This window comes from Synechococcus sp. HK05 (assembly GCF_019104765.1).
Classification (GTDB): Bacteria; Cyanobacteriota; Cyanobacteriia; order PCC-6307; family Cyanobiaceae; genus Vulcanococcus.
Map to the genome: position 1 here is coordinate 522490 of NZ_JAHRXJ010000011.1, position 26509 is coordinate 548998.

23 protein-coding genes and 1 pseudogene are annotated in these 26509 nt (G+C 62.0%); 16 read left to right on the forward strand and 8 right to left on the reverse strand.

Annotated elements, in window-relative coordinates; genetic code table 11:
- The first annotated feature begins 20 nt into the window (after window positions 1-20).
- The 4 genes from KUL97_RS12035 (at window position 21) to KUL97_RS12050 (ending at window position 5143) form a co-directional block, all read left to right on the forward strand.
- Window positions 21-989 (forward strand): hypothetical protein, encoded by a 969-nt coding sequence (locus KUL97_RS12035; RefSeq protein WP_217797188.1) that lies wholly within the window; start codon window positions 21-23, stop codon window positions 987-989.
- Window positions 986-1714, forward strand: coding sequence for a PilN domain-containing protein (locus tag KUL97_RS12040; RefSeq protein ID WP_217797189.1), 729 nt, complete (start codon window positions 986-988; stop codon window positions 1712-1714). Before KUL97_RS12035 ends, KUL97_RS12040 begins: the two co-directional genes overlap by 4 nt.
- Complete coding sequence (locus tag KUL97_RS12045; RefSeq protein ID WP_217797190.1) at window positions 1711-2421, forward strand: hypothetical protein; 711 nt, start codon at window positions 1711-1713, stop codon at window positions 2419-2421. Before KUL97_RS12040 ends, KUL97_RS12045 begins: the two co-directional genes overlap by 4 nt.
- An 85-nt stretch (window positions 2422-2506) precedes the next feature.
- Window positions 2507-5143 (forward strand): hypothetical protein, encoded by a 2637-nt coding sequence (locus KUL97_RS12050; RefSeq protein ID WP_368656155.1) that lies wholly within the window; start codon window positions 2507-2509, stop codon window positions 5141-5143.
- Between the two features lie 2 nt (window positions 5144-5145).
- Here KUL97_RS12050 and KUL97_RS12055 read toward each other — a convergent pair whose 3' ends face one another.
- Both KUL97_RS12055 and KUL97_RS12060 read right to left on the reverse strand, forming a co-directional pair.
- Window positions 5146-6324, reverse strand: coding sequence for a hypothetical protein (locus KUL97_RS12055; RefSeq protein ID WP_217797191.1), 1179 nt, complete (start codon window positions 6322-6324; stop codon window positions 5146-5148).
- An 8-nt stretch (window positions 6325-6332) separates the two neighbouring features.
- Window positions 6333-7058, reverse strand: a complete 726-nt coding sequence (locus KUL97_RS12060) for a pentapeptide repeat-containing protein (RefSeq protein ID WP_368656156.1) — start codon at window positions 7056-7058, stop codon at window positions 6333-6335.
- Between the two features lie 594 nt (window positions 7059-7652).
- Here KUL97_RS12060 and KUL97_RS12065 point away from each other — a divergent pair.
- Entirely contained in the window at window positions 7653-8765 is a 1113-nt protein-coding gene (locus KUL97_RS12065; RefSeq protein WP_217797337.1) for a histidinol-phosphate transaminase, read from the forward strand.
- Here the strand turns inward: KUL97_RS12065 and KUL97_RS12070 are convergent.
- Window positions 8726-9802: a glycosyltransferase gene (locus KUL97_RS12070; RefSeq protein ID WP_217797192.1), complete on the reverse strand. Its 1077-nt coding sequence runs from the start codon at window positions 9800-9802 to the stop codon at window positions 8726-8728. The genes KUL97_RS12065 and KUL97_RS12070 overlap by 40 nt on opposite strands.
- A 54-nt stretch (window positions 9803-9856) precedes the next feature.
- Here KUL97_RS12070 and KUL97_RS12075 point away from each other — a divergent pair, with 54 nt between their 5' ends.
- Window positions 9857-10597: a hypothetical protein gene (locus KUL97_RS12075; protein WP_217797193.1), complete on the forward strand. Its 741-nt coding sequence runs from the start codon at window positions 9857-9859 to the stop codon at window positions 10595-10597.
- Here the strand turns inward: KUL97_RS12075 and KUL97_RS12080 are convergent.
- Together KUL97_RS12080 and KUL97_RS12085 are read right to left on the reverse strand one after the other, a co-directional pair.
- Window positions 10587-11456: an NAD(P)-dependent oxidoreductase gene (locus tag KUL97_RS12080; protein ID WP_217797194.1), complete on the reverse strand. Its 870-nt coding sequence runs from the start codon at window positions 11454-11456 to the stop codon at window positions 10587-10589. The two genes, KUL97_RS12075 and KUL97_RS12080, sit on opposite strands and share 11 nt — an antisense overlap.
- On the reverse strand, window positions 11453-11917 hold the full coding sequence (locus KUL97_RS12085) for an EF-hand domain-containing protein (protein ID WP_217797195.1): 465 nt from the start codon (window positions 11915-11917) through the stop codon (window positions 11453-11455). Before KUL97_RS12085 ends, KUL97_RS12080 begins: the two co-directional genes overlap by 4 nt.
- Window positions 11918-12045: 128 nt before the next feature.
- On the opposite strand from KUL97_RS12085, the gene KUL97_RS12090 reads away from it, so the two are divergent.
- From KUL97_RS12090 to KUL97_RS12105, 4 genes are read left to right on the forward strand one after another with little or no spacing between them, the layout of a single operon-like run.
- On the forward strand, window positions 12046-12786 hold the full coding sequence (locus KUL97_RS12090; protein ID WP_217797196.1) for a response regulator: 741 nt from the start codon (window positions 12046-12048) through the stop codon (window positions 12784-12786).
- Window positions 12764-14050, forward strand: coding sequence for an ATP-binding protein (locus KUL97_RS12095; protein WP_217797197.1), 1287 nt, complete (start codon window positions 12764-12766; stop codon window positions 14048-14050). The genes KUL97_RS12090 and KUL97_RS12095 overlap by 23 nt, the downstream gene beginning before the upstream one ends.
- Before the next feature lie 47 nt (window positions 14051-14097).
- Window positions 14098-14481 carry a hypothetical protein gene (locus KUL97_RS12100; RefSeq protein ID WP_217797198.1) on the forward strand — a complete coding sequence of 128 codons (384 nt, stop codon included), beginning with the start codon at window positions 14098-14100 and terminating at the stop codon, window positions 14479-14481.
- 11 nt (window positions 14482-14492) lie between these two features.
- Complete coding sequence (locus KUL97_RS12105; protein WP_217797199.1) at window positions 14493-14858, forward strand: hypothetical protein; 366 nt, start codon at window positions 14493-14495, stop codon at window positions 14856-14858.
- A gap of 63 nt (window positions 14859-14921) precedes the next feature.
- Here KUL97_RS12105 and pgk read toward each other — a convergent pair whose 3' ends face one another.
- Entirely contained in the window at window positions 14922-16127 is a 1206-nt protein-coding gene (gene pgk / locus KUL97_RS12110) for a phosphoglycerate kinase (RefSeq protein ID WP_217797200.1), read from the reverse strand.
- Between the two features lie 123 nt (window positions 16128-16250).
- Here pgk and KUL97_RS12115 point away from each other — a divergent pair, with 123 nt between their 5' ends.
- The 4 genes and pseudogenes from KUL97_RS12115 to KUL97_RS13775 all read left to right on the forward strand — a co-directional run bounded on the left by KUL97_RS12115 (window position 16251) and on the right by KUL97_RS13775 (window position 18753).
- Window positions 16251-16628 carry a universal stress protein gene (locus KUL97_RS12115; RefSeq protein WP_217797201.1) on the forward strand — a complete coding sequence of 126 codons (378 nt, stop codon included), beginning with the start codon at window positions 16251-16253 and terminating at the stop codon, window positions 16626-16628.
- The gene (gene ylqF / locus KUL97_RS12120; RefSeq protein WP_368656157.1) at window positions 16625-17542 is read left to right on the forward strand and encodes a ribosome biogenesis GTPase YlqF; all 918 of its coding nucleotides are present in this window, start codon (window positions 16625-16627) and stop codon (window positions 17540-17542) included. Before KUL97_RS12115 ends, ylqF begins: the two co-directional genes overlap by 4 nt.
- Window positions 17539-18480, forward strand: a pseudogene (locus KUL97_RS12125) (RluA family pseudouridine synthase); the annotation flags it as partial. The gene ylqF and the pseudogene KUL97_RS12125, both read left to right, overlap by 4 nt.
- A 39-nt stretch (window positions 18481-18519) precedes the next feature.
- The gene (locus tag KUL97_RS13775) at window positions 18520-18753 is read left to right on the forward strand and encodes a Nif11-like leader peptide family natural product precursor (protein WP_254896508.1); all 234 of its coding nucleotides are present in this window, start codon (window positions 18520-18522) and stop codon (window positions 18751-18753) included.
- Here KUL97_RS13775 and KUL97_RS12130 read toward each other — a convergent pair.
- Window positions 18729-20360: an ABC transporter ATP-binding protein gene (locus tag KUL97_RS12130; RefSeq protein WP_217797339.1), complete on the reverse strand. Its 1632-nt coding sequence runs from the start codon at window positions 20358-20360 to the stop codon at window positions 18729-18731. The genes KUL97_RS13775 and KUL97_RS12130 overlap by 25 nt on opposite strands.
- Window positions 20361-20475: 115 nt before the next feature.
- Between KUL97_RS12130 and KUL97_RS12135 the strand changes: the two genes are divergently transcribed.
- Both KUL97_RS12135 and KUL97_RS12140 read left to right on the forward strand, forming a co-directional pair.
- Window positions 20476-22806, forward strand: coding sequence for a bifunctional (p)ppGpp synthetase/guanosine-3',5'-bis(diphosphate) 3'-pyrophosphohydrolase (locus tag KUL97_RS12135; RefSeq protein WP_217797203.1), 2331 nt, complete (start codon window positions 20476-20478; stop codon window positions 22804-22806).
- Window positions 22803-24086: a chloride channel protein gene (locus KUL97_RS12140; protein ID WP_217797204.1), complete on the forward strand. Its 1284-nt coding sequence runs from the start codon at window positions 22803-22805 to the stop codon at window positions 24084-24086. The genes KUL97_RS12135 and KUL97_RS12140 overlap by 4 nt, the downstream gene beginning before the upstream one ends.
- Window positions 24087-24308: 222 nt before the next feature.
- On the opposite strand, the gene KUL97_RS12145 is transcribed toward KUL97_RS12140, so the two are convergent.
- Complete coding sequence (locus KUL97_RS12145; protein WP_217797205.1) at window positions 24309-26360, reverse strand: matrixin family metalloprotease; 2052 nt, start codon at window positions 26358-26360, stop codon at window positions 24309-24311.
- Window positions 26361-26509 lie beyond the last annotated feature (149 nt).

A 26509-nucleotide genomic window follows, 5' to 3' on the forward strand; every position in this document is an offset into this window, starting at 1 on the left:
CAGTGGGCAGCTGAGCTGCGGTGGTGCTTGCGGGCGTACAAGATCGTCTGGCGCCGCTTCAGAGCTGGCTGTTCCCGCGGCGAGTTTTTCTTCAGCTCGAGGATTTGGCTCTCACCGCATTGGTGCTGAATGGGCGCCGGTTGCGATGGCTGGAACGGGTGGTGTTACCGGAAGGCCTGTGTCGTGATGGCATCCCACAGGAGCCTGAAGCCTTGGGTGACTTCGTGGGTGATTGGTTGGTGGAACGAGGCTTTGCAGGGGCCCGTGTTCGGGCTGTCTTGCCGCGAGCCGCGACAGCATGGCGTGTAATCGAATGGCCCGATGCCGAGTGGCCGGAGAATCCCGAGCATGAGCTGATGAAGGATGCAGAGGCCCTGCAGTTGCCATGGCGGCTTGACGATCCGGCCGATGGATCGGATGTCTGCCTCACTGCATTGGCTGGAGTGTTGCCGCGCTCGTTGATGGTGGCGACGCGGCGCTCTGTGCTGGAGGGATGGATTGAGGTGTTGAGCCAAGCCGGTGTTGCCCTGGATGCCCTTGAGCCTTGGCAGGTGTGTGTGTGGAGAGGGGTGCCTCAGCCGGAGCATGCCGATGCGCCTGCTGGGCTGCGGCTGATGCTCGAGTTGGGTGTGAGGCAGAGCTGGCTGTTGGCGATCCATAACGGGGAGCCCTTTGGGGAGTGGCCCATGCCGGCTGCCCACGAGGGTTCACGGTTGATTGATGCCTTGGATCAGTGGAGGCGTGAGGGCCCATGGTCGGCTTTGGTCGCTGATGCCCAGGTGCTGTGGCTGGTCTCGGTGGATGGCCTGCAGGCCCAGATTGAACCTGTTAGTGCTCTGCTGCGGCAGTGTTTGGCGTGGAAGCCTTGTCATCTCGACCCGTTGGCTTTGGGTTGGTGGATCAAGCCCGATGGGATGGCCAGTGGAACTGAGAGCGAACTTGACCTGGCTGGGCTCTGGGGCTTAGCGGCAGGTGAGCACCTGTCATGAAGTCGCCCAGTTGGTGGAATCTGGATTGGGATCTGTTGCGGCAGCGTCGCCTGGAGCGGGGCTTGTCTGGGAACGGTCAGCAACTTGTGCCGGCGACCCAACTGCTAGGGCGCGGATCGGCACTCGGGGGAGGAGTTGTTCTGAGTGTGTTGTTGGTCTGGGGCTGGCTGCAGCTACGTGAAGGTCAGCTGGATCGGCGACTGGAGGGGTTACGGGGCATCCCTGGAATTGTTCAAACCCTCGAGAATCAGGCTCAGCAGCGCCGTCGTGCCTTAACGGCGATCCAGCGCAGTAACGAAGGGATTGCGAATGGTCTGGTTGCAGTGTCTTCGGGATCAGCACTGTTGGCGCAATTGGCTGCGATCACTCCGAAGGGCATTCAGATTACTGATGCAACGGTGCAAGGGCCCAACCTCCTGTTGAAGGGATTGGCCACTGATCCTCAGTCTTTTCGCCGGGTTAACGGGCTGAGTTTGCTGTTGTCGCAAACGCCATTGTTTCAGCCGGGTTCGGTTCAAGTGGTGAAACTTGTGCGTGAACCCATGGAGAAGGGTAAGCCGCAGAACGGCGAGGTCACTGTGGAGGTGCCTCCAGTGGCCTGGGAACTCAACGCGAAACTTGCCAAGCTCCCGGCTGATCGTCAACTGGCTCTGTTGCAGAAGCTGGGTGCTGATGGAATGGCCCGACGCTTACTGATTTTGGAGCAGGCGGGGGTATTGCGATGACCAACTTTCAAGGTGGTTCTGCTAGCCCTGTTAGCCGCGAGCAGGTGTTGTTTTGGCTGCCTGTGGTGATGGCGGGCTTGATCAGTGTTGGCCTCGGTGCTTTTCTCATGTGGCCGAAGTGGCAGAGCTTGCAACAGGCCGAACGAGAGCTGCAGCAGTTGGATGAACAACGCCAGAGGATTCCGCTGCTCAGAGCGCAGCTGAAAAAGCTGGATGGCGATCGCAGCCAAGCTGAACTGCGCAGCAGTCAAATCTTAGGCTTGGTTGCTGGTAGTGGCGACATCCAAACCTTTATGGCGCAACTGAGCGCTGAGTCCCAGCGAACAGGTGTACAGCTGGAGAGTTATGAACCGCTGATTGAGCTCCCAAAAGATGATGTGGATCAGAAAAAACTGTCTACTTCTCAGCAAAAGAAAGATCCTGCTCCCCCCGTTGATCCATTGCTGGCGCCAGGTTTGCAAAAGACATCATTGCTGCTGGTTGCCCAAGGAAATGGTCCGCAACTCCTGGCTTTTTTGCGTAGCTTAGAGCGTTTAAGCCTGCTGGTTGTACAGAGTGATCTTAAGGTCACAGTTGACCAGTCAGAGGCAAAGCAGGCTGGTGCCAATGCTGAAGCAGTGCCGCCAAAGCCTGAGCTTCGTATTAATCTTGGATTGTATGCAGAGGCTCCTCAAAAAGCTGACGTGAAAAAGTCGGAGAAGCGCTGACTTCTCTTCTTGTGTTGTTGATGCTATCGAGGCACTGGCGTGAGCCGTCAAAATCGATACCATGCGTCAGGCTCGGACGTTTTGAGTGGTGCATCAGTCGTGGTCGCACTGGCCCGCGATGGGTTTGTCAGCGTTGCTGTTGGCTTCACCTCTGGAGATGCCTGTAGCTTTGGCTCAGGCTGAAGTGCGGCGAGATGGCGTGCAACTGAAGATTCGGCGCTTGCCCGATGCGATTGAGCTTGTTCTTGAAGATGTTGGTGGTGGTGGCGCGCTGGAGCAGAAGCGTGATGGCAAGCTTTGGTTGGGTGAATTGCGTACAGACCGGATTCGCGGTCTGAAAAGCGGACCGCAATCCTTAGCGATGCCTGATTCAGGCATGGAACGCATCACATTTGATGGCACGGGCCGCCTCTTTCAGCTGAAGGTGACCCCTGTGAAGGGGCAAGACGTGCCCGCACCGGTGGTGAGTAGTGATGGGAAGAACCTGGTGCTGCGTTTTGATGCACCTGTGTTGCCTGTGGTTCAAACGGCGCGGCCGAATCTGAGCACGCCTGTTCCGGTTCCTACCCCAGCGTTCGTACCTCCGCTTCGTCCTCGAGCCGTTGCACCGCCGCTGGGTGATATGGCAGTGGGGTCGATGGTGATTCGTAATCGAGCCTATGTCAATCTCAGCGGACCCCCCGTCACGATGACAACGCGTGGCGCCAATGCGCGGGATGTTTTGATGGTGTTAGCGCAGATGGGAGGATATGGCTTTGCCTATTCAGATATGCAGGCCAATCAGATGAATGGCCAGAACACTTCGGGACAATCAACTCGCTCCACTACATCGGAACCGCCGCCAGTCACTCCGGTAACAGTGGCATTTCGCAATGAACCCTATGAACGAGCCTTTAACTTCGTGTTGTTGACTTCTGGCCTCCAAGCTCGAAGGGAGGGAAATACTATTCTTGTTGGCGCTAATGTTTTATCCAAATCTATTGGTGCTCAACTTTCTAAGGTTTATAGATTGAACCAGGTTGGCCCTGACCAGGCGGCAGATTACCTTGCCAATCTCGGTGCACAAGTCACAAAAACCAATACTATCACTACAGCAAGCTCGCAAGGGGTTAGCCAGACAAATTCTGTTTCCAATGCACCTGCAGCTCAGACAACGACGTCAACAACAACTACTTCTGTCGAGTCTTTTGGCGCTGTAACTGGCCCTCTCTTAGGTCTTAATGCAACCACGGATACGAGGTTGGGTACTATTACCTTGTTCGGTGAATCTGCACTGATCTCTATTGCAGAGCAGTATTTGCGTCAGCTTGACCTCAGGCAGCGACAAGTTGCCTTGTCAGTCAAAATCCTTGACGTTAATCTCAGCAATGTCAGCGAAATAGACAACAGCTTTGCCTTGCGTTTTGGTAATAATTTCATTGTCAATGATCAAGGTCGTCTTCTTGCGGCTTTTGGCAGAAATCTTCCCGCTAATGGTGAGGAATTTTCGCAAGCACAAGCCTCCGTCACAAGAAGGAACTCTGGTTCTCGGGTGGATGCTGATTCGACGCGTTCAACTGGAAATGAGTCGACATCGACGTCGGGGAGCTCTTCTGGTATTCAGCGCTCATTGCAGTTGAATGTCGGTAATGACAGGTCGTTGACTCAGCAGCAGATCGAAGAACTCAATCTTGAGCTCACCAGGGAAACGGGGACAAAAGTTGTGCCTTTCCAAGAGAAAATCTTTAATGATGCGGGTGAGGTTGTTGCGGAAAACACCGTCTTTCGGGTGGAGCCTATTGATTCGCGCAGTAAATCTCTTAGCAATACACTTGCTAATTCAGTCACGGAAATTGTTCGCTCGACACTTGGATCTTCGGTTCAAATATCTCGAGCTGAAACGACTAATACCTCTGAAGAAACTACGGGTTCTGGGCGTCGGTCGCGTAATGCATCGAGAAGCACTTTCGCGGATGCGGATAGATCTTCCGAATATCCATTTTCGACTCGGCCCAATCCTGGTAGAAACTATCCGGATCAAGAATTCTTTGACTTCTTGCAGGCCCAGATCATTTCAAGTAATACCAAGATTCTTGCGAGTCCAACCCTTATCCTTCAGGAAGGAGATGGACCTAATGGCTCTAATCCAGATTTAAGGGGCACGGATAGCACCCGCATATCATCCGATGGAAAAATAGGAAGAGAGAGGGCAAATGAAGCCTACGTTCGGGTTGGAACCCAGTTAGTTACTTCGTATAATGTAAAGCAGGATATCAATGGTAATAACTTTTGTGAGCCTGTCTTTGGGAATGCGGGCTTGACGTTTGGGGCCAGGGTGGAAAAGGTTGATGATAATGGATTTGTATCATTCTCCTTGTCTCCTGAAATATCGGCAGCGGTCGGTACTCAGGAGGTTGGTAATTGTGGTCTGATCAATCTGATTAATGATCGGCTGTTGGATACAGGGCGTGTTCGCGTGCGCGATGGTCAAACTCTGATTCTTACGGGTGTGATCTCATCGCGAGATCAGCAGGTTGTCTCCAAGTGGCCCATCTTGGGCGATATGCCTTTGATTGGGCAGTTCTTTAGGCGCACGAATGGTGATCGCACGAAGAACGAGCTTGTGATTATGGTGACACCACGCATTATCAACGATGAGCAGGGCGGCCTGTATGGGTATGGTTATCAACCATCTACGCGTGACGCTAGAACATTGATCTATAGTGCTGATCGCAACCCATAGGCTTAAAGGTTGACGGGTTCAAAGTCTCCGTTATCGATGGGTTGTATGCCATCGGTGCTGAATAGGATGTCGTTGGCTGTTAAACCTGTAAAAAATGGTAGCAGGATCGTCGAGTTTCCATAGTTAATGCGTGTGTCGCGACCGTTCTCCAGTGCTTGGATCTCATTGATGGAGAGCCCATTAGCGAATACGAGGCGATCGCCTTCGGCGGGATTGAAGTCAAAAATAATATCGCTCCCTTCGTCTAGTGTCTTGAAGACAAATCGGTCGGCGCCCCCCTTTGGAGCATTGTTGTCTACGGTGCGATCGGGGATAACGTAGGTTTCTTTCGTTGTTCTGCCGCTGAATTGCCCATCTTCTCCAATCACGGGTACGTCAAAGGTGATTGTCTTGGCGTTGGCAGGCACGTTATCGGGGTCGAAATTGCTTGGGTCCTGATTGAAGAGGTCGAAAATAATTGGATCGTAGACAAAGGGTTGTAGGCCTTCGGTTGGAGGTGTGAAAAAGCCGAGCTGATCGTAGATGTCAAAGATGAATGGATCCGTTGCAAATGGTGCCGGAAATGCAAATTGATAGTCTCCATACATAAAGTCGTCGCTGGCGCCGCTAATCAGTTGGTCGCTCCCTCCGCGAGCTGGCCCATAGAAGCTGATGCCATCGCCATACATCGTGGTGCGTGTTCCGAACACAGGGGAGCCTGTGAGAATGTCATTAGCGCCCTGGGCGCTGGCTTGTAGCTCAAGCGCATCGCCCACCATTTCTGTGATCACGCCAAAGGCTTGGAGATCATCAATCCCGCCTCGGCCATAGAGATTCTGGCTATCTCCCACCAAGCGGTCGATGCACCCAAATCCCCCCAGAAGTTCGTCTTCGCCGCCAGCCTCGCCAACCTTGATGAGCGCAATATCGCCAAGCAGCTGGTTCTGATCTTGGCGGCGAGCCTGCGTGTTTCCAGCCCTGAGCTGATCATTGCCGAGATCGCCAATCATGTTGTCGAATCCCGAGCCGCCATCGATCACATCATTGCCACGGCTGCCTGTGCCGGCGTCGTTGTTGCCGCGCAGCAGGATCGTGTATCCACGATTCGTTGTTTTGACTGTGACCTTGTTCGGCTTGCCGTTAAACCGGTACACCGTGCGGCCATTCCTGGGTCCCGTGATCAAGGTGCGTTCTGCGGCCATGGTTCAGCTCAGAAAGGAACAGGTGCGAAAAACTTCACGGCAAGTGGCGCAAGCTGTTGGAACAGGCCAGCGGCGCCGCTGAGAATCTGACTGCCCCAACCGTTGCCAGCCTGACCTTTCGCCGCTTTTTGTTGTCGTTCCACGGCTTGACGGATGTCTTTCGCAAGTTTTGGATCGCCTTCCCCTTCAAACAGCTGAGCGGCGTACAGCAGGTCACGCTGTGCTGGCTCAAGTTGTGCTTGTTCTGATCGGATGATGCCTCGCGCTAGCCAAGTGATAGCAGCATCAGGTTTTTTGGTGAGCGCTTTGTTGAAAAAATCTTCCGCTTGCATCAGCTGCCCTCGTTGTGCAGCTTCCACGCCTGCATTGTGCATGGCGGCGTAGCTGCTCGATTCGGCCGTGATGCCAACCGCACCTGTCCAGTGGGTGCTGGCCAGCCCCTCGGGATCCACAAGGGCACCGCTGAGATCGCTCTCGCGTAGATCAGCTCCGTTCAGCTGTGCGCCCCGTAGATCAGCGCCGCGCAGCGTGGCACCCATCAACGTGGTGTGGCTCAGATTGGCGCCGCGAAGATCCGCCCCATCCAGGCGAGCACGGCTCAAATTGGCGCGTTGCAGTTGCGCTTTTGCCAGTTGGGCATCACGCAGGTCGGCAAAGGTGAGATCGGCATCCTGAAGCTTGCAGCCCGTGCAGGCTTTCGCATCCAGCAACCGCACGAGATCCTCTGACGCCACGGCCGCTCCACTTCCGATCAAGCAGCTCGCCAGGCCAATCACAAGGGGAGCTAGTGGTTTCCTCATCAACCTGCGGACGATGGTTCTGCGGATGATGGCTGCTTCATACCCCATTTGGCCGGCGCTGCCTACGGGGTTGGTGACGGTGTGGGCGTTGTTGCTTGGGATGACGACTGTTCAGGCTGTGCGGTTGGCACCGACTGCAGGCAAGGCTGCAACGGCGGCTCTCGCTTCACGATCCGATGGGCCGCTGGTAGCGGCTGTGTTGCGGCCATGGCTGCACGCACCTGATTGAGGCAGGGCAGGCCACTGCTGCAGCTGGAGAGGTTGATCCCATTCACCCGCTCTCGAGGTGTGGCTGGCGTGGGTTTCTCCTGGAAGAACTGCTCGTCGGGATCGCAGAACGTTTGCGCCTGGGCAACGGGACAGGTGTGTAGTGCGAGCAGACCAAGACCTGTGCCCAAGACCCATCCGGCCCTTGTCTTCGATCTCATCCCCCTTCTTGGCCAAGGCGCGCTGCGAATCCTATGGAGATATCTGCGGATCGCAGCATCCACCGGGGATGTTCTTAGCTGGTGGGCACCAGGACCGTTCATGGTGCAGGCAACCCACGGCGGCAATCTCGACGCAACGGCCCGTCGCCTCGGCTGCAGGCCTGAGCAGCTCTTGGATGCCAGTGCTTCCCTGGTGCCGTTTGCCTGGCCCGGCTATCTACGGCGTGCGCTTCGCCAGGCAGCTTGCAGGCCTTATCCCGATCGCGAGGCGTTTGGCTTGCGCAGCCGTTTGGCTGCGGTGCATGGTGTGGACCCACTTGCCGTGCTGCCTGGCAATGGTGCCTCTGAGCTGTTCACCTGGGCTGCTCGCGACGCCACTGATCTCGGCGTTTCGATTCTTCCGCAACCGGGCTTTGCGGATTACAAGCGTGCATTGCGTTGCTGGGGCGGGCGCTGGTCTGCTCGGCCGCTGCCGCTGCACTGGTCCCTGGCGCGGTCTGGTTTTGATTCAGCAGTCTCGGCTGGTGATGCAGACGTGCTGTGGATCACCAACCCTCACAACCCCACTGGTCAGCTTTGGGACCGTGCATCTTTGCAGCCCTTGCTGCAACGCTTTGCGCTGGTGATCTGTGATGAGGCGTTTTTACCTTTAGTTCCAGAGGGAGATCAACAGTCCCTGATTCCTTGGGTGGAGAACTATCCCAACCTCATTGTGATTCGGAGTCTGACCAAGCTGTACAGCATTGCAGGTTTGCGCTTGGGCTATGCCATTGCAGATCCGGCTCGGCTGCAGCGCTGGAGCCAATGGCGAGATCCCTGGCCCGTGAATGCCATAGCGGCGGCCGTGGGCGAAGAGCTGGTTCGTGAACCTCGCCGCTACCAAGCCTGGATCCAGCGTGTGCAGCGTTGGACATCGCAAGAGGGAGCATGGTTGCAGCGCCAGCTTGCTTCCCTGCCAGGCATCAATCCGATGCCATCGGCGGCGAATTATGTGCTGATCCGTGGTGAGTGCAACGGAGAGCCCTGTTCATTGCAGCCCCTACGGGAGGTGTTGGAAGTTCAACGTCGCATTCTTTTGAGGGATTGCCGCTCGTTTGATGAGCTTGATGAGAGCTGGCTGCGTATGGGTTACCAGAGCCATCGCGATAACCGTCGCATCCTTCACGCGATGCGTCAGGAGCTGAGCTCCATCAACAACCCGGCCAACAGCTGATCCGCATCCCGCACCGCCAGCCGCTCCATCCCCGCGCGCAGCTGCAGCAGCGGATCCACAGCTGGATCGCAGCCCCGCAGGCGCGGCCCCAGCAGCCGCCAGATCGCCTGCTCCAGCGCCGGGTGCTCCGGTGGGTGCTGCCACACGATCACGGCGGCGCCGAGGGCGGCGGCGGCACCGGCGTTGGCGTCTTGATGCTTGTCGGCGGCCTGGGGGAAGGGCACCAGGATCGACGGGCTGCCGCACACCGCCAGTTCGCTCAGGCTGCCGGCACCGGCGCGGCTGATCACCAGATCGGCGTGTTGGAGCAGGCCGGCCACTTCATCGCTGAACGGGCGCTCGGCGTAGGCGGGGTGCTGCAGCTGGCCGCTCTCGGGATCGTTGCTGCCGCTGAGGTGCACCACGCGGCAGCCGGCCGCGAGCAGCCGTGGCAACACGGGGCGCACCATGCGATTGAGGCCCACGGCCCCCTGGCTGCCGCCCATCACCACCAGCAGGGGCCCGGAGCCGGCGGGCACCCAAGCCGGCAGGGCGGCGGGTTGCAGAAACTCCCGCCGCACGGGCGTTCCCGTCACCCTTGGCTGGCAGCCCTGGAGACGCTCGGCGGCCTGGGGTAAGCCCACGGCCACGTGGGTGCAAAAGCGGCCTAGCAGCCTCGTCACCCGGCCGGGCACGCCGTTGGATTCGTGCAGCACCACAGGCACGCTGCACCAGCGGGCGCCAAGGATCGCTGGCGCAGCGATGTAGCCGCCGGTGCTGAACACCACGCGGATGCCTTCGCGGCGGATCAGCTGGCGCACGCTCCAGCTGGCGCCAAACAAGCGCAAGAGGTTGAGCAGTTTCTCCAGGCCGCGCCCTTGTAATCCGCCGGCGTTCACGGTGTGGAGCGGGATGTCGGCAGGCACCAGCTCTGTTTCCAGCCGATCCGGCACCCCCAGCCATTGGATCTGCCAATCGGCTGGAAGGGCCTGAGCTACCGCCAGAGCCGGAAACAGATGTCCGCCGGTGCCGCTGGCCGCGATCAACAGGCGGGACATGGGCGCGGCGGGAAGGCGCGCCTAACTTAAGGGCCGTTTGTTGGTTGAGCCCCAGTGCTGTTGCGCCCTCTCCTGCCGGCTGCCGTTGCTCTGGCCGGATTGGTGTTGGGGGCGGCAACCCCGTTGCGGGCCGCCCCCAGCCTCCAGGCCCTGCAGGAGGCCCTCAACAGCACCTCTCCTGAGGCGCTCACTGCGGTGCTCGAGCCCGGCCAGGGTCTTGACCCCGATGAGGTGGCGCGCCGCCGCTTGTTGCTGCGCGAGCAGTTTCCGGATGCCAGCTGGAGCGTTCAACCCGGCGCCCCGCTCAAAGACGGCCGATCCACCACTCAGATCTCGGTGACCGGCAGCCGCGGGGAGGGTCCTTATCAGTTCCGCTTCCAAGCGCAGCAACAGCTGGTGCTCGGCGATGGCGGCAGCCGCTTCAACAGCCAGGAGGTGATCCGGGAGAGCTCGATCCTGCGCAGCGGCGACAGCGACCTTCAGGTGAGCCTGCTCATCCCCGATGCCGTGCTCACGGGCCAGCGCTACGACGTGGACGTGGTGTTCGATGAGCCCCTCGATGGGGCCGTGGTGGCTGGCTCGCTGAAGCCGGTCACCGCCGGTGAGCTGCTGCGCATGCGCACCCCCGATCTCCAGCTCGAAGCCCTGGGCGGTGGGGGCATCTTCAAAAGTGCCCAGGCGCCCTACCTGCCGGGCACACAAACCTGGGCCGTGCTGCTGGTGCATCCCAAGGGCATCGTGGCCGCCAGCAAGCAGGTGCGCGTGGTGGCGGATCGGGCCGCCCTCAGCTTCTGAACCAACGGGCCAGGGCCGACACATCCAAGTCGCCGTGGCCGCTGGCGAGCAGGGCATCCTCCATGGCGGCCACCTGTTCGGTGACGGGCAACTCCAGGTGCTGGGCCGCGGCGGCCTCCAGGGCAATGCCTAGATCCTTGCGGTGCAGCGCCAACTTGAACCCCAGCGGGTAGTGGTCGTTGATCATCTGGGTGCTGCGGTGCTCCAGGGCCCAGGAGCCGGCGGCGCCGCCCTTGAGGGCCTCCACCACCTGGTGGCGATCGAGGCCGAGCCGTTCCGCGAGCTGCAGGGCTTCGGCCACGGCGGCGTAACTGCCCGCCACCAGCACCTGGTTCACCGCCTTGGCTTCCTGGCCCGATCCCACGGGGCCGAAGTGGGTGATGCGGCCGCCGATCACCTCCAGCAGCGGTCGGGCCCGCTCCAGATGTTGGCTGTCACCGCCCACCAGCACCGAGAGCGTGCCGGCCTTGGCGCCTTCGGTGCCGCCGGTCACGGGGGCGTCGATGTAGCCCACCTGCCGCTCGGCCAGAGCGGCCGCCAGGCGGCGGCTGGTGGCCGGGCCGATGGTGGAGCAATCGATCACCAGGCAGCCGGGGCGCAAGCCGGCCACAGCGCCTGCGGGATCGGGCGCGCCCAGCAACACTGCTTCGGCGGCGGCGTCATCACTCACGCAGATGAGCAGCGCATCGGCCTGGCGGGCCGCAGCTGCGGGGCTGGGGGCTACCGCCGCTCCAGCGGCCTGCAGCGGAGCGCAGCGCCCTGGGGTGCGGTTGTGCACGGTGAGGCCGTAGCCCGCCTTCAGCAGGTTGAGGGCCATCGGTGTGCCGATGGCGCCTAAGCCGATCCAGGCCAGGTTCATGGGGGGGATGTGGAGGAGGAGGCGCGCCGCCGTTCGGCCAGGCCCTGCAGTTCTGCCGGATCCACGCGGCCATCGCCATTGCGATCGGCTTGGCCGAAATGGCGTCTCAGCCACGCGAACGCCTCCGCTTCGCGCCGATCAATCACGCCATCGGCGTTGCGGTCGGCCTGCTGAAAGAAGCGCACGGCCCGGGAGGGATCGTTGCGTGTGAGGTCGTCCGGCCCGAGATAGCCGCGCTGGCGGCTGTCGAGGCGATCGAAATGGCGCTCGAGATAGCGCTGGCCCTGCACCTCTTGCCGCTGAAGGCGTTGGTCGTTGTTGCGATCGAGCCGCTCAAACAGCAGCCGCATGCGTTGTTGGTAGCTCTGCTGCTCCGCCGTTGTCTGTGCCCATGCAGCAGAGGTCAGGCCCAGGCTGATCGCCAGGGCCAGGGGCCCACATCGCTGCAGCATCCGGCGCATGTCCCAAGGCTATGGAGCGAGGGCCAGCGTCAGCCGCTCCCGGCACCACCAAGCTGTGACCAGATCTGTCTGAGGCGGCCTCGGCGCCCGGATCTCCATACAGTCTGACCAGGCCCTGGACCCCCTCGATGGCTGTCGCGTCCCGCACGGCATCAGCGCGCATCTGGGTGGTGGACGACGACCCCGAGCAGCGCCGGCTCCTCGGCACCTACCTCACCGATCAGGGCTACGACGTGCGCTGCCTCAGCAGCGGCGAGCAGCTGATGGCCCGCCTGGAGGGGCAGCGTCCCGATCTGGTGGTGCTGGATGTGATGCTCCCCGGCGACGATGGCCTCACCCTGCTGCGCCGTTTGCGCGATGGCGGCGACGATCTGCCGGTGGTGATGCTCACCGCCCGCGGCGATGGGGTGGATCGGATCATCGGCCTGGAGCAGGGCGCCGACGATTACCTCGGCAAACCCTTCCTGCCGCGGGAGCTCACCGCCCGCATTGAAGCGGTGCTGCGCCGCCGGGTGGCCCTGCCGGCTGGAACGCCGCTGGCGGAAGGTCAGCTGGTGGAGTTCGGCGACAACCGCCTTGACCTGGCGGCCCGCAGCCTGGAGCGCGGTGGAGTGCCGGTGGTGATCACCAGCGGTGAGTTCAGCCTGCTCTCGGCCTTTGTGCAGCACCCCCACAGGCCGCTGTCGCGCGAGCGGCTGATCGAGCTGGCCCGCGGTCCGGGCTCCGACACCGACAGCCGCAGCATGGATGTGCAGGTGTCGCGCGTGCGCAAGTTGGTGGAACCTGATCCCACGCGCCCTCGCTACCTGCAAACGGTGTGGGGTTACGGCTACGTGTTTGTGCCCGATGGCCAGCCCCGCAGCCGCTAAGTACGCGCTGGTGGGGGCCGGCGTGTCGGCCCTCAGCCTGGGTCTGCTGCAGACGCTGTTGGCCCAGCGGTTGGAGCGGGCTCAGATCATCCAGCTCGGCCCTGAGGTGGCCTTCAACCTGCGGCTCGGTGAGTTAGCCCTCGATCGCCTGCCCCCGGCAGCCCTCTCGCGCTTGAGCGGTTTGCCGCTGCGGGTGGGGGCTAATCCGCCCCTGAGCCGCGATAGCCGCCTGCAGCGTCAGGCCCGGCAGCTGCAGCAGGAGCTGTGCCGGGAGATCACCCCTTGCCCCCCGGTGTTGCCGGCTGGTGGCGAACGCCCCGGGGTGTGGGTGGAGCTGCTCTCTCCCCTCGAGCCGGTGTGGCTGTTCACGCCCCTGGATGCCTCACGCCGCGGTGCCCCCGATCCGCTGCTGTTGGCTTTGGCGCTGTTGGCGGGCAGCATTTCCAGCTCGCTGCTCTACCTCTGGTGGGAAGTGCAGCGGCCGCTGCAACAGCTCGAGCAGGCCCTGGCCCAGGTGGGCAACAGCGAGTCGTCTGCGGCACCATTGCCCGCTGCCGGCAGCGGAGCCGTGCGGCGGCTCACGGCCCGCTTCAAGGCGATGGTGCAGCGCCTGGCGGCCAATGACCGCGAGCGCTCCACCATGCTCGCTGGGATTGCCCACGATCTGAAAAGCCCGCTCACCCGGTTGCGGCTGCGGCTGGCGGGCCATGCCGAGCAGCAGCGAGCCGAGGCCGATCTCGATGCGCTCGAGCGGATCACAGCCCAGTTTCTGCTGTTTGCCGGCGGTGGTGATGCGGAGCCCGCCGTGGCGTTGCCGCTGGATCAGTGGTTGGCGGAGCTGAGTGCCGCGCTCGAACCGGATCAGCTCAGCCTCGATCTCGAGCCCCTCCAGGCTTGCGTGCAACCCACCGCCCTGGGTCGCGCCGTCGGCAACCTGATCGACAACGCCTTGAGCCATGGCCGGCCGCCGCTGCGACTCGTGCTGCGGCGTGATGGCCAGGACGGTTTCCGCATGGAGGTGTGGGATCAGGGCGAGGGCATCAGCCCTGAGGCCTGGCCCCAGGCCCTGCAGCCCTTCCTGCGGCTCGACCGCGCGCGGGGCGGCAGCGGTCATTGCGGCCTGGGCCTGGCGATTGCAGCGCGGGTGGCGGCCAGCCATGGGGGGCAGCTCACCTGCTTGCGCTCCTCGGAGGGGTTTGCGGTGGTGCTGCAGGCCCGCTCAGTCGCATCTGGTCACAGCTGTGTCGGCTCCGGAAACCCCTGAAGCCAGTGTTGCTCCGCAGGATGTGGGGGCTTCCTTCTGAGCCCTCCATGGCCCATCGCCTTCTTCGCTCTCGCCTTGCCCTCGCCCTCAGCGGGGCGTTGCTGCTGAGCGCCGGTTCCGCCTTCAGCAAGCCTCCGAAAGCCGGTGCCGGCGGCCCGATGGTGGATGCCCTCAGCCGTCTCACCCCGGCGCAGCGCAGCGAGTACATCCAGGGCCTGCGCGGCATCGAGCAAGCCCGCAGCAGTGAGCGCCTGCAGCAGCTCGATCAGGCGCAGACCTGCCTCGGCCAAGCCGCCAACCCCTCCGCCGTGAAGAGCTGTTGGCAGAGCTTCGCCAGTGCTTCGCAGAAGACGCGCGCTGAGCAGGCTCAACAGCAGCAGGCCCTGGCGGATCGCCTTGGTCTGCCTACCGGCGGCAAGAAAAAGCAGTGAGGCCGCCTTTGATGACCCCGCTCAAAGCCCTCCCCCTGGCGCTGCTGCTGGCCGCTGCCGCCGTGGCTCCGGCTGCGGCTCAGGCACGCCGCCCCACGGCGCAGGAGCAGGAGGCACAGGCCTTGGCTCGCCTCAGCCTCCCTGATCTGCGCAACTACTTCGAGGCGCGGCGGCAGATCGAGCGCCGTAGTTCCGATCTGCGCCTGGCTCAGCTGCGCAACCTCGAGGACTGCCTGCAGCGCACCCGTCAGCGCTCTAGCGCTGATGCCTGCCTGGAGCAGGCCCGGGTGCAGCGGGAGCGTGATCGCGCCCAGTGGATGCGCGAGTTGGCCGCTCTGCGCCAGCGCTATCAGCTGCCTGCGCTCGACGATCGCTAGGCACTAAAAAGGCCCCCGCGAGGGGGCCTTCGATGGCTTGTGTTAGCCCGGGCCCGGAACGGATCAGGCTTCGTCGAGGGCGGCCACACCGGGCAGCACCTTGCCTTCCAGCAGCTCGAGGCTGGCGCCGCCACCGGTGGAGATGTGCGACATCTTGTCGGCCAGGCCGGCCTTCTCCACAGCAGCCACGGAGTCGCCACCGCCGATGATCGTGCAGCAGCCCTTGCCGCTCAGGTCGGCCAGGGTGGTGGCGATGGCGTTGGTGCCGGCGGCGAAGGCGTCGAACTCGAACACGCCCATGGGGCCGTTCCAGATCACGGTCGTGCAATCGGCCAGAGCGTCCTGGAACACCTTCACGGAGTCGGGACCGATGTCGAGGCCCATCCAGCCGTCGGGGATGGCATCCACCTTGGCGATCTGGCTGTTGGCGTCAGGGGCGAAGTTGTCGGCCAGCACCACATCGGTGGGCAGCAGGAACTGCACGCCCTTGGCCGCGGCCTTGGCCTCGAGCTCCTTGGCCAGCTCGAGCTTGTCCTCTTCCACCAGGCTCTTGCCAACGGCCAGGCCGCGGGCCTTGTAGAAGGTGAAGATCATGCCGCCGCCCACGAGGATCTTGTCGCACTTGTCGAGCAGGGCCTCGAGCACGCCGATCTTGGAGCTCACCTTGGAGCCGCCCACGATCGCGGCCAGGGGACGCTTGGGCTCATCGATGGCGCCCTGGAGATACTGCAGCTCCTTCTCCATCAGGTAGCCGGCCACGCTGGGGCTCAGGTACTGGGTCACGCCCTCGGTGGAGGCGTGGGCGCGGTGGGCGGCGCCGAAGGCGTCGTTCACATACACATCGGCCAGGGCTGCCAGCTGCTTGGCGAAGTCGCCCTCGTTCTTTTCTTCTTCAGCGAAGAAGCGCACGTTCTCCAGCAGCACCACATCGCCCTCGGCCATGGCAGCCACCTTGGCTTCGGCGTCGGGGCCGATGCAGCTGTCGGTCTTCACCACGCTCTTGCCCAGCAGCTCGCTCAGGCGGGCAGCCACGGGGGTGAGGCGCATGCCCTCGTTCACCTGACCTTTGGGACGGCCGAAGTGGGCCGAGAGGATCACCTTGGCGCCCTTGCCGGTGAGGTCGTTGATCGTGGGCAGGGCAGCGCGGATGCGGGTGTCATCGGTGATGGCGCCGGCATCGTTGAGGGGCACGTTGAAGTCGACCCGAACCAGCACGCGCTTGCCGCGCAGTTCATCAGCGGAGAGGCTGGCCAGGGAGCGCTTCGCCATGGGTGAGGGCTAAGGGAAAGGTCGGGCGAATTTAGCGGGCCGGTCAAGGGGGAACCCCCACGGTGCGTTCTCTGGTGATCGGCGTTTCTGGCGCTAAACAGAGGAAGCACCGGCCAAGCGGCCATGTTTGAGATCGTTCTCTTCCCGATTGATCGCAGCCGTCAGGCGGCTGAAACCGCCGCCACGGCCCTCAAGCTCGCCCAGCAGCACCAGAGCACCTTGGTGGTGCTCTCGGTGGTGGAGCCCGGCCAAGACGACCCCGCCGCCGTTGCCGAGCTGCTGGAGCAGGCCCGCAGCCGTTTTCAGGAGCAGGGGGTGAGCTGCGAGGTGATCGAACGGGAGGGCAAGCCGGCCTTTGTGATCTGCGATGTGGCCGATGAGATCAATGCCGATGTGATCGTGATGGGCACGCGAGGCCTCACGCTGGAGGCTGATGTAGCGCCCAGCACCGCCTCGCGCGTGATCCAGCTGGCGCCCTGCCCTGTGTTGGTGGTTCCGTGAGTGAGTTGTTGAGTTCCGCTGCGCCGGCGATCCAGTGGTATCCGGGGCACATCGCCAAGGCGGAACGCTCACTCACAGACAACCTCGCCAAGGTGGATCTGGTGATTGAGGTGCGCGATGCGCGCATCCCCACCGCTACGGGTCACCCCCGCCTGCAGCGCTGGATCTCCGGCAAGCAGCACCTGCTGGTGCTCAACCGGCGCGACATGATCCCAAAAGCTGCCCAAGACGCCTGGGATGCCTGGTTCCGCGGCCAGGGCCAGACCCCTTGGTGGAGCGATGCGAAGGCCGGCACCGGCGTGAAACAACTGCAGCAGGCGGCGATCCGTGCCGGCGATGCGCTCAATGAACGCCGCCGCTCCCGGGGCATGCGGCCCCGTCCGGTGCGGGCCCTGATGCTCGGCTTCCCGAATGTGGGCAAGTCGGCCCTGATCAACCGCCTGGTGCGCCAGAAGGTGGTGGACAGCGCCCGCCGCGCCGGTGTGACCCGCAGCCTGCGCTGGGTGCGCCTTGGGCAGGACATTGATTTGCTCGACGCACCAGGTGTGCTGCCGCCGCGGCTCGACGATCAGCTGGCAGCCCTGCGCCTGGCCCTCTGCGATGACATCGGCCAGGCCGCCTACGACGGCGAGGCGGTGGCAATGGCGTTCGTGCAGATGCTGGCGGGTCTGGAAGCTTCGGCGGCATCAGGGGTGAAGCCGGGTCTGCTGCAGAACCGCTATGGCGTGCCGCTGGAACCACTCCCAGATTCTGTGCAATCTGTACAGAACTCCGGGGTGCTGCCCGACGCCCATGGCTGGCTGGAGGCCGCGGCAGCTCGCCACACCAGCGGCGATACCGCCCGCATGGCGCAGCGGTTTCTCGACGATTTCCGCCGGGGCATGCTGGGCCCCTTGGCCCTGGAATTGCCGTGAGCGGATTCGGTGAAGGCGAAGGGGAGCTGCTCACCCTCACCTACCCCAAGCCGTTGCCGATGCGGCTGGATCGTTGGCTCGTGGCCCAGCGCCCCGAACAGAGCCGTGCCCGTATCCAGAAGTTCATCGAATCGGGCTATGTGCGGGTGAACGGCGTCACCGGCCGCGCCAAAACGCCCCTGCGCCAGAGCGACACGGTGGAGCTCTGGATGCCGCCGCCGGAGCCGCTCCCCTACCTCGTGCCCCAGGAGATTCCCCTGGATGTGCTGTTTGAAGACGAGCACCTGATCGTGCTCAACAAACCTGCGGGGCTCACGGTGCACCCGGCCCCCGGCAATAAAGACGGCACCCTGGTGAACGGCCTGCTGCATCACTGCCCCGATTTGCCGGGCATCAGCGGCAAGCTGCGGCCGGGCATCGTGCACCGCCTCGATAAAGACACCACCGGGTGCATCGTGGTGGCCAAGAGCCAGGAGGCGCTGGTGAAGCTGCAGGTGCAGATCCAGAAGCGCATCGCCTCCCGTGAATACCTGGCGGTGGTGCATGGCGTGCCCGCCGCCGAGCACGGCACGATCGTGGGCGCCATCGGTCGCCATCCCGCCGATCGCAAGAAATACGCCGTGGTGCATGACGACAGCGGCCGCCATGCCTGCACCCACTGGACCCTGCTGGAGCGCCTGGGCGACTACTCCCTGATGCGCTTCAAGCTCGACACCGGGCGCACCCACCAGATTCGGGTGCACTGTGCCCACATCGGCCATCCGATCGTGGGCGACCCGGTGTATTCCCGTTGCCGCAAGCTGCCGATGGCGTTGCCCGGCCAGGCTTTGCATGCCTTCCAGCTGGGGCTGGATCACCCGATCAGCCGCGAGCGGATGCTGTTTGAAGCGCCACTGCCGGAGGTGTTGGAGAAGTTGCTCGCCTTACTGCGCCGCCGCACCCAGACTGGGATGTCGTTCCCTCCTGAGGCCTTATCCATGGCCGAACACAGCCTGCAGGCGTTCATCACGGCGGTGCGTCAGGACCCTGCCTTGCAGCAGCAGCTCTCCGCTACGTCGGCCGCTGATGCGGATGAGGTGGCAGCGATCGCCCGCCAGGCCGGCTTTGAGGTGCGCTCCTCCGATCTGGTGAACCACGCGGGTGGTGCCCTCGTGGATTACGAGGACGAGGACTACTTCATGAAGCCTCAGTGGTGGGAGCTGGCGGGCTGAGGCAGCCGCGGGCAGGCCTCCACCAGGGTGCGGGTGATCGCTGCGTTGGGGTGCTCCAGCAGTGCATCACCCGGGCCCTGCTCCACGATGCGGCCCCCATCGAGCACGATCACCCGCTGGCAGAAGCCGCTGGCCACCGAGAGGTCGTGGGTCACGAAGATCAGCCCCAGACCCAGGCGTTGCTGCAGCTCCCGCAGTAGCTCCAGCACCTCCGCCTGAATCTCGGCATCGAGCATGCTCACGCTCTCATCGCAGAGCAGCACCTGCGGCTCGAGCACCAGGGCCCGGGCGATCGCCACCCGTTGCTGTTGGCCGCCGGAGAGCTGCCGGGGCAGCCGGTTGGCGAAGGCTTCCGGCGGATTGAGCCCCACAGCGGCCAGTAGGTCGCGGGCTCGCTCGCGGGCGGCAGCTGGTGTGGCCAACCCATGGATCAGCAGCGGATCGGCGATGGCCTCGACCACGCTCATCACGGGGTTGAGGCAGGCCAGCGGGTCTTGAAACACCATCTGGATGCGCCGCCGAGCCCGGCGCAGCGGCTCGCCCCGTAGCCGCCGCAAATCCTGCCCTTGGAGCCGCACGCTGCCGCCCCGCACCGGTACCAGCCCCATCAGCGCCCGGCAGAGGGTGCTCTTGCCGCAGCCGGAGGCACCCACCACCCCCACGGTTTCGCCCTGGCGCAGCTGCAGGCTCACCCCGTCCACGGCGCGATACCAACGCTTCTGCCACGGCAGGCCGGGTAAGGGATGCCAGCAGCGCAGATCCTCCAGCTCCAGCAGCAGTGGGGCTTCCGTTGGGGCCTTGGGTGTTCGGCTGCCTTCACGGGCGCGGGCCGCGCCCACCAGGCGCTGGGCCAGCGGAGAGCTGGGGGCGGTGAGCAGCTGCTGGGCCGGGGCCTGTTCCACCAATTGGCCTTGATCAAGCACGGCGATCTGCTGGCACCAGCGGCCGGCCATGGCCAGGTCGTGGCTGATCAGCAACAGCGCTGTGCCCGATTCCTCGCAGAGCCGGCACAGCTCCTCCATCACCTGGCCAGCCACGGCCACATCCAGGCTGGTGGTGGGTTCATCGGCGATCACCAGCGCCGGCTCCAGCGCCATCGCCAGGGCGATCGCCAGCCGCTGGCGCATGCCGCCGCTGAATTCGTGGGGGTAGCTGCCGTAGCGGTTGCAGCTGATGCCAACCCTCTCCAGCAGCATCTCCGCCCGCAGCCGCACTTGGTGGCGCTTCCAGCTCGGGCGGTGCTGGGCGAGGGTGTCGCTCAGGTGTTCGCCGATGCTCAACAGCGGGTTGAGCCGCGTCATCGGGTCTTGAAACACCAGGCCCACGGCCTCGCCCCTTAGCTGCCGCAGCGCACCGCGCCGCAGGCGGCGGGGATCCTGGCCGCAAAGCTGCAGCCCACCGCTGCACACACTCCCCTGAGGCAAGAGCTGCAGCACTGCCCGGGCCACGGTGCTCTTGCCGCAACCGGAGGGGCCCACCAGCGCCAGCCGTTCGCCGGGATTCAGACGCACGCTCAGGCCCGCCAGGGTGTCGGCGCTGCTGCCGGGGTAGCGCACCACCAGCTGATCGAGCTGCAGCACCGGGCCGGAGGTCTGGCGGGCGGCCATGGCGGGCGCGGCTCGGCTGTTACCGATCAGGTTGGCAGCTGCTTCGCCTGCAGTCCCGCACATGGGGCCGGTTTGTTTCAGCTGCTGCATACGATGGTCTGAACGGCAGGGCGTCATGCTCCAGGCGGTGACCGGCACAGCGGAAGCGGTGGCTCCGAGCCACGCCAGCCGAGTGCTCGGTGTGCGCCAGATCCATGGCCCCGGCGATTACGGCATTGAGCTGCCTGAGTGGCTCTGCCGCTGCATCGAGCATGTGCCCCCTGGGGCAGGCGATAGCTGCCCAACCGACGCCGAAGGGCTACTGGCCTCCGCCTTCCACTTCGCCTTTCAGCTCCACGACGGCCAGGTGCGGGCCAGTGGTGAGCCCTACATCTGTCATCCGGTGGCGGTGGCGGATCTCCTGCGCGACATCGGCGCCAGTGCCGGCGTGATTGCTGCCGGTTTCCTGCACGACGTGGTGGAAGACACCGACGTCACCCCGGAAGAGATCGAGCAGCACTTCGGTTTGGAGGTGCGCTGCTTGGTGGAGGGTGTAACCAAGCTTGGCGGCATTCATTTCACTAACAAAACCGAAGCCCAGGCCGAAAACCTGCGCCGCATGTTTCTGGCCATGGCCAGCGACATCCGCGTGGTGCTGGTGAAGCTGGCGGACCGGCTGCACAACATGCGCACCCTTGGGGCGCTGAAACCCGAGAAGCAACAGCGCATCGCGCGCGAAACCCGCGAGATCTACGGGCCGCTGGCCAACCGCCTCGGCATCGGCCGTTTCAAGTGGGAACTGGAAGATCTGGCCTTCAAGATCCTCGAGCCCGACGCCTACCGCGACGTGCAGCAGCAGGTGGCCAGCAAGCGCAGCGACCGAGAGGAGCGCTTGGGTGTCACGGTGCAGCTGCTGCGTGATCGTCTTGCGGGGGTAGGACTGGCCGATTGCGACGTGAGCGGCCGTCCCAAACATCTCTATGGCATTTGGAGCAAAATGGAGCGCCAGCAGAAGGCGTTCCACGAGATCTACGACGTGGCCGCCCTGCGGATCATCTGCCCCAATCTCGAGAGTTGCTACCGGGCCTTGGCGGTGGTGCACGACACGTTCCGCCCCATCCCCGGTCGCTTCAAGGACTACATCGGCCTGCCCAAGCCGAACGGCTACCAATCCCTGCATACGGCGGTGATCGGGCGGCATCGGCCGATTGAGGTGCAGATCCGCACGGCCGAGATGCATCGCGTGGCGGAATTTGGGATTGCGGCCCACTGGAAATACAAAGAAGGCGGTTCGCCGGCCGCCACCGGTTCCGATGCCGAGCGCTTCAACTGGCTGCGTCAGCTGGTGGATTGGCAGAAGGATGGCGTCGGCGACGACAGCAACGACTTCCTGCGTTCGATCAAGGAAGACCTCTTTGATGAAGAGGTGTTTGTGTTTACCCCCAAGGGTGATGTGGTGGGTCTGAGGAAGGGTTCAACTGCCGTGGATTTTGCCTATCGCATTCACTCTGAAGTCGGCAACCACTGCCAGGGCGTGCGCATCAACGATCGCTTATCCCCTCTGGCCACGCCGCTGCAGAACGGTGATTTTGTGCAGGTGGTGACGTCCAAATCGGCACACCCCAGCCTCGATTGGCTCAATTTCGTGGCCACGCCCACGGCCCGCAATCGCATCCGTCACTGGTACAAAAAGAGCCACCGCGACGAGAACATCCAGCGCGGCACCGACATGCTCGAGCGGGAGCTGGGGCGCGATGGCTTCGATGCTCTGCTGAACGGTGAGGCCATGGCCCGGGTGGCCAAGCGCTGCAACCTGTTGGCCACCGAAGACCTGCTGGCGGCCATCGGCTTCGGTGGCGTCACCCTGCATCAGGTGCTCAACCGCCTGCGCGAGGAGCTACGCCTCGCTTCGGCTGAAGCGCAGCCGGTGCTCAGCAACGAGGAGCTGGCCCGCAAGGTGGAAGCCCAGGCCGTGGCGGCCCCGGCGCCGCCGGTGAACACCCACGGTGAGGCCAGCCCGATCCTGGGCTTGGAAGGTCTGGAATACCGCCTGGGCGGTTGCTGCAGCCCTCTGCCCGGCGAAGCGATCGTGGGCACCGTGGCCCTCGGCAACCACGGCATCACCATCCACCGCCAGGACTGCTCCAACCTCAGTTCGGTGCCGGTGGAGCGCCGTTTGCCGGTGCAATGGAACCCGCAGGCCGCTGATGCTCTGCGGCGCCGCTACCCCGTGCAGCTGCGCATTGAAGTGCTCGATCGGGTGGGCGTGCTCAAAGACATCCTCACGCGCCTCTCCGATCACCGCATCAACGTGAGTGACGCGCGGGTGCGCACCAATCCCGGTAAACCGGCCCGCATTGATCTGCGGGTGGAGCTGCAGAGCGCCCATCAGCTGCGCGACACCCTCGATCAGATCCGCTCGATGGCGGATGTGCTCGACATCGCCCGCACTGGCATCGGTTCGTGAACCAGCACCGCAACGTCCTTCCGGCGCTGGTTGTCTGGCTCGGTTTGGGGTTTCTGCTCGGGTTGGCGGAGTGGCCCTATCAGCTGTTGTCGGAGCTGGGCTTTGTCTTGCAGCAGCGCCTGTGGCTGCAGGCACAAGCGCCACCCTTGCTGCCAGCAGCCCTGGTGTTTTCGGCGGCTGCGGCCACGCTCTGCTTGGCCTGGGGCCCGTTGGCGCGCGGCAGAGGTGGTGGGATCACGCCAGTGTTGGCGCTCCAGCAAGGCGCTGAGGAAACAGCAACCCTCGATCGGCTTGATCTACGCACGCAGCTCTGCCGTTTGCCTCTGATGGTGCTGACCCACTTGGCGGGTTTCAGCGTGGGTGTGGAGTCACCCTCTGCAGCCTTAGGCGCTGCGTTGTTGTTGGCCTTCCGGCAGCGGTGGCCAGCCGTGCGTGCCTGGGCGTCGCTTCCGATACCCCTGGTGGCGGCGATCGGCGGAGGTGCTGGCCTTGGCGCGGCGTTCCGTTCGCCTCTGTTGGGGGCGGCTTATGCCATCGAAGAGCTCAGCCGTGAGAAGGGCATTTCCCTGGTCACGCCCACGATCTTGCTGGCAGGGAGTGGCACCTTGGTGGTCTCCAGCCTCGGTCAGCCGGCTCGCTTGGTTGGGTTGGAGTTTGGCCCGTTTTGCAGTGAAGCCTGGCTATGGGCCGTGATGCTCACCGTGCTTGGGGCCTTGTTGGGTTCGTTGTTTGTGCGGGTACTGATTCCCTTGGCTGGTTGGTTGGCGGGTCGGCTACGTGCCTATCGGCTTCCTGCTGTGCTGGCTGTGGCTTGCGTGCTCGCAGTGCTGGCCTGGCTGAGCGGCGGCCTTAGCCTGAACGATGGATCTATATCGCTAGCGGCAGCGTTGCAAGGGGAAGGGGGTGGCTCGATGGCCACGCTGCTTTGGCGCTTCTTGGCCTCATTGATCAGCATCGCCGCCGCTGCACCGGGTGGCCTCATGCACGACACCATGACCCTCGGATCGTTGCTGGCGAGCCCGCTCACCTTTCTTTCCGTTGATGCTCGTGGCCAATTGGCAGCCGTAGGCTCCGTAGCGCTCTTTGCTGCTGCTAATCGCACACCATTGTTCTCCGCATTGTTTGTGTTCACCTTGCAGGGAGATCCCCAGCTGCTTCCCCTGTTATTGCTCGTGAGTGCTGTGAGCGGCGCACTTGCTGAACGGATTCGCGGCCTCACCTGGAATGAGGCTCAGGCACAGAGTCCGTCATTCAATCCGAGCAAGATTGCCGGGCCTTGAGGCTTTGATGCTGCGATGAAGTCGTCAGCCGCCAGAATCAAATCTTCGGCAAAGTCTTTTGTGAGACATCCTGATGGGGCTTCAGTTGTTGGGTGAGGCTGACGAGCGCTCTAACTTGGACGGCGCGGTAGCGGATGTGTTTCGCAGACGAGGAGTGAGGGTCGCAGAGTTGGTTGTCCTGGGCTGCGACCCTTAGGGGAAAAGAGAATTTCTCTACTTTGATTAGGTGGTAAAAGACGTTAAATCTTGTATTTGTTGGGACCTTAAGATGCCGCCGGTATACAAAGCCTCTAGGTTATTGCCAACAAAAATACCGACCCCGGCTAGGCCGTCGGTAGAGATGTCTCTCGCGGATATAGGCTCTGCGCCAGTGCCGGAGATCAAAACGATATCGAAAGGATCTAGTCCTTCGATAATATCAAAGTTTTGACTGCCATCACGATCTGGCTTGATCACAAGTGTGTCTATAAATCCATCTTCGGCAGACAGGAAGGTGTTCTTCCCGGTCCCTCCTAGAATCTTGTCGGACCCGACATTGCCGTTAAGCGCGTCATCTCCACTCCCGCCGTCGATAATGTCATCTCCTTGTAGTCCATCGATAGTATCGTCGCCTTGTTTTCCGGTTAGAACATTAGGCAAGAAGTTGCCTATTATGGAGTCGGAGAAAGCGCTGCCGACAGCATTTTCGATTTCAACACCGGCCGCAATCGTGAAGCCTCCTTGATTCTTTATGACTTGATTAAAGTAGCCGCCAACATTGATGGCACTTTCAAGGAGTTGTTCTTGTTGCTCCAGTTCAACATTTAGGCTTTTTTCTCGATAGTCAGGATCGGATTCCGCCAGCGATCTGCTCACTTTTCTGATGCTGTCGACCGCACTGCTAATTGAATCGATAAGCGTGTCAATGTCTGAGGTGTCAATATTGCTAAAGAAGTAGTCTCCAAAGGATTGAGTGCCCCACTTTCCTTCTGAGCTCTCTAGCTTGATGTCAGCAGGTGCTTCCAGGATAGCAGGAGCTAGTACGGCAAATTTGTAGCTGGTCCCCAGGAGTGATCCAGGCGCATTAACAACATTAATAATTGTTTGTAATGCCTCTGCGCTTTTGGCATCTGTAACACCAATGGCTTCCCAGTTGTATTGCTCGCTCATTTCATCTGACTGTGGCCGATATGCGTTCATCGGCGCGGCCCGAAGATTGATGACAGCCTTATTTCGGGCGTTTCGTGCGTTGATCGTGTCGATGCCGCCCGCATCCCATACGGACGCCCAGCCAGTGAGTTCATCGCGACCTCCGGTTAGTTCGTAGGTATCGTTGCCGGTCCTGGTTTTAATATTGTAGCCATATTTGAGTTGTATATTCATGATATCAAGTGCCATTGGAGTCTGGGCATGCCCTGCACTGTCGACATCCGGCAAGAGTAAGGGATTATTCTCTTGATCAAATTGCAGGCCTCTATTATAAGACATAATAGTGTTTGGAGTTTGATTCTGTCCAAACAGGCCATAGCCGAAGACGCCAAACTGGTCTCCTGCCGCAAGAACTGGGTTGAGCCCAACAAAGATCGGCGATGGGTTTAGTGGGTCAAGGCCGCCATCATGCGGGTGAGAGAGGCCAATGCCATGCCCAATCTCATGGATGGCTGTCTCTAGAAAAGAGTATCCAGGATTTGTATTCGTAGTCTCGTTGTAAAACTTGGCGTTAATCCAGGAGGTCTGTGGCTCGCCTGGTGGCGGATCTAAGATCCCTTGGTGAGAGCCGAGGACGTTTTGGGGAATCCCTGAGGAGGGATCAATGCTGATTAGATAATATTCTATGTTTGCGGCAGAGCCCTCTTCGACTTCTGTGAATTCGATGTTGGCAACTTCTTTCCAGGCTTCAAAGGCGTTGAGGTAAGCCCTTTTGAGATTGCTTGGCCATCCATTAAGCGGACCCAATTCGGCCAGTTTTGCGGAGCCGGATAAAGTAGGTTTGTCAACAAATGAGATTAAGACCTCTACAGGCTTCTCGTTGAGGGGGCCAGGTGCGTATCCGCCTACGTCAATCAGTTCATTCTTGAGTGGATTAAAGTTGATCGATGCGATTAAGTCCGAATTTTCGTTGTAGAGCTTTCCGTCGTAATTGATGCCATCTATCCAGGGGTTGTTCCCTTGCGTTGGAAGAATCCCTAGGATTGGATTCAAAGAGAAGGGAATCTTCGCTCGGGCAGCGGGTGATGGCATTGTCTTTGAAGGTGAATCTATTTGCGCTGTAGCCAGGGCTCGGGATTTCGACATCGCCCTGGTTTGGCCTGTAATGAAATGTCACGCCCTGTGTTCGTGTTGGCTGGCCGTCTGTTGGAGGTTTTTGAAAAGCTCGTCCGATCCTCCGAAAATTGTGTGTCTTTCTGTCTGTGATGCGCGGTCACCAGGAGCAGAGAGTTTCC